1 protein-coding gene is annotated in these 259 nt (G+C 40.2%); it reads right to left on the reverse strand.

Annotation, left to right across the window (positions count from 1 at the left end; all coding sequences use genetic code 11):
* On the reverse strand, positions 1-259 hold a 259-nt coding region (locus MiSe_RS50290), incomplete at both ends, for a hypothetical protein (protein ID WP_226595119.1).

Consider the following 259-nt stretch of genomic DNA (forward strand, 5'->3'; position numbering starts at 1 on the left):
AAATGCCAGACGATTTTTCAGATAAACCCGGTTTGTTTGGGGAATATTTCCAATTTTATCAACTTTGTTTCTGCCTGGGGACACGGCAATCATCAAATTTGCATTTTTCCAGAATATTTCGGATGCCTTGTGCCTACATGCCGGACGATTTTTCAGATAAACCCGGTTTGTTTGGGGAATATTTCCAATTTTATCAACCAGGTTTCTGCCTGGGGACACGGCAATCATCAAATTTGCATTTTCCCAGAATATTTCGGAT

Source organism: Microseira wollei NIES-4236 (assembly GCF_020521235.1).
Taxonomy (GTDB): Bacteria; Cyanobacteriota; Cyanobacteriia; order Cyanobacteriales; family Aerosakkonemataceae; genus Microseira; species Microseira wollei.